Raw genomic sequence first — 2,213 nt, forward strand, 5'->3', positions numbered from 1 at the left:
ACGGCCGCGGTCAGGGCGGCCTCGACGTCCTTGCCGGTGACCGGGGCGGCTCCGTCTCGGGAGCGGCCGTTGCGGGCTTCCTCATACAGGGCTAGGGCCACCTGGGAGACCACGCGCTGGGGGTCGATCCAGACGTGCGTGCTCGTACGAGCGGCCTCCTGCTCGTACGGATCGCCGTAGCGCAGGACGAGATCGAGTTGCGCCCTGCGGCGTTCCACGGCGGTCAGGCGTCGGGGCTCTTCTGTCACGTTTGCTCCTGGGGTGAGTGCGTGATGGGGGTCGGGGGCCTCGTCACGTTCGGGCAGCCCGTTCGTCGCCTCCGGTGGGGTGGTCACGATGCTGATCCTCCCGGACGGAGGGAATGACGCGCTGACGTTCCCCCATCAAGCGCAAAGCCCACGAGTCCTGGCTCAACCGTCGACCGGGACCGGATGCGCGGGCGGGCCATCGACGAGCAGGTCGGCGAACAGGTGCGGCAGTCCAGCAGGTCGCAGCAGATCGCCGGTTGCCGCTAGTTCTTGCGCTGTCCACTAGCGGTGACCGGTGATGCTCGTCTTCTCGAAGTCCTCCATTCGCGTGGTGTCGATCTCGAAGGCGGGAACACGTGCCAGGTAGTAGCGCTGGCGGACCTCGTAGGTCACGCCGTCCCGCTCCGTGATCCAGGGCCGGCCTCGCCATACCTCCGGGCCCAGTGTCACGCCCGTCACCCCGGTCTCCTCACGCAGTTCCCGCAGCGCAGCTTCCTGATGAGAGTCCCCGTCCTGGACGTCGCCGCCCGGGGTGTACCAGCGCACCATCCCGTTGAGCTGGTCACGACTGGAGAACAGCAGAAGCCGATCGGCGTCGTCGATGAGGACGACGCGAGCGCTGGGACGCGGAACCGGCCCGACCGGCATCCCCTGGGCGCGGCCATGCTGCGGTTCGAGGGCGGGATGCACGAAAGCTCCTTCACAGAGGGGCAACACCTGGGCTACCGCCACGGAAACGATCATTTTCTAGGTATGAACTGATCTTCAACCCTTCCTGCTCGGAGGGCAGTCTGAGTCGTGAATCCCCATGCGCTACGTCAAAGGTCAGCTGGCGGGGTGCAGGCGCCGGTGCAGGACGCCGTCCTGGATGTGCTGCTACAGGAACCGGGCGAGGGCGGCCAGCTCATGACCGGGGTCTCGGACGGGTGGTGCGGCGGGCGGCAAGCGGCTGGTGCGGCGGCGGGTGGGGGCCGGGCCACGGCGTTTGAGCGGGAGGCCGACGGCGGTGGCGTAGAGTCGGGCGGCTCTGGCGTCGATGACGTGGATCCCGGTCTCGGCGGGCGGGGCCAGCCGCGGCTCGTCCCACTCGTCGTGATCGCGGCTGGGCGGCTGGAGGGCAGGCAGCGGGTCGGTGCCGGCGGCGGCCGCGGCGGAGGCGGCCAGGGCGGCAGCGGTGAAGTCGCGGGCGGCACGGGTGGCGCGCTGGTGAAGGTCGCGGGTGTGCTCGGCGGCCAGAGCGGCGCGCCGGCGGGCGGTCTCCACCCACAGGTCGTGCCGGGCGGCGATCTGATCGGCGACCGGTCCGGGCAGGACATCGTCCCCTGCCGGGGGCGAGGCGGCGGCTTCGGTGTCGGCTTGCTGCTGGGCGGCGTGAGCGGCCCGCCACGCCCGGCACAGCACCCGGTAGAGGGTGTCGTGCTCGGCCAGGATGTCGTCGGCACGCTGGGGCCAGGGTTCAGCGTCGGCGCCGTCAGGATGCAGAGCATCGACGTCGGGGTGGGCCGCGGCGTGCGCGGCGTAATGCTCGCGGTAGAAGTCTCTGCCTCGCGCAGTGATCTCGTACCCGTACCCGGCACCGACGTGTTCGGCCAGCGGCGGGACGTGCTTGTCGATGAGGACCCGCTCGATGGTGGGCGAGTGCCGCCACTTCAAGGGCTCACCGTCCTGGTCGGCGCTCCACAGCAGTGCCAGGACCTCCCAGGCCCGGCGTGACAGCGCGGCCTGTCGGGGCGGTCCCGGCTGCAGGGACAGGCCAGCGCGCGCGGCGGCGCGGCCTGCGCGGGTGAGCGTGACCGTCAGCATCTGGCCGAACATGGTGGGCCTGGCGCTCTGGGTGATCAGGCCGCGCTCAGCCAGTGCGGCCATCGTGGACGGGGGCTCACCCCGAAGCGTGGACACGGGTTGTCATGCGGCGAGCAGCACCTTATCGGTGGTTTGCTGCTCGTAGTCGATAGGGCTGAGGTA

Annotated in this window: 3 protein-coding genes; all 3 read right to left on the reverse strand. The window is 70.5% G+C overall.

From position 1 onward, the window contains the following. Positions 1-248 (reverse strand): hypothetical protein (locus AB0J71_RS49880; protein WP_364421473.1); only part of this gene is annotated, 248 nt, incomplete at its 3' end. Between the two features lie 282 nt (positions 249-530). Continuing rightward, the gene (locus tag AB0J71_RS49885; RefSeq protein WP_364421475.1) at positions 531-938 is read right to left on the reverse strand and encodes an NUDIX domain-containing protein; all 408 of its coding nucleotides are present in this window, start codon (positions 936-938) and stop codon (positions 531-533) included. Positions 939-1,124: 186 nt separating this feature from the next. Next, positions 1,125-2,114 carry a hypothetical protein gene (locus tag AB0J71_RS49890; protein ID WP_364421477.1) on the reverse strand — a complete coding sequence of 330 codons (990 nt, stop codon included), beginning with the start codon at positions 2,112-2,114 and terminating at the stop codon, positions 1,125-1,127. Between the last annotated feature and the right edge of the window lie 99 nt (positions 2,115-2,213).

Origin of the sequence: Nonomuraea sp. NPDC049637 (assembly GCF_040675235.1) — a bacterium.
Taxonomy (GTDB): domain Bacteria; phylum Actinomycetota; class Actinomycetes; order Streptosporangiales; family Streptosporangiaceae; genus Nonomuraea.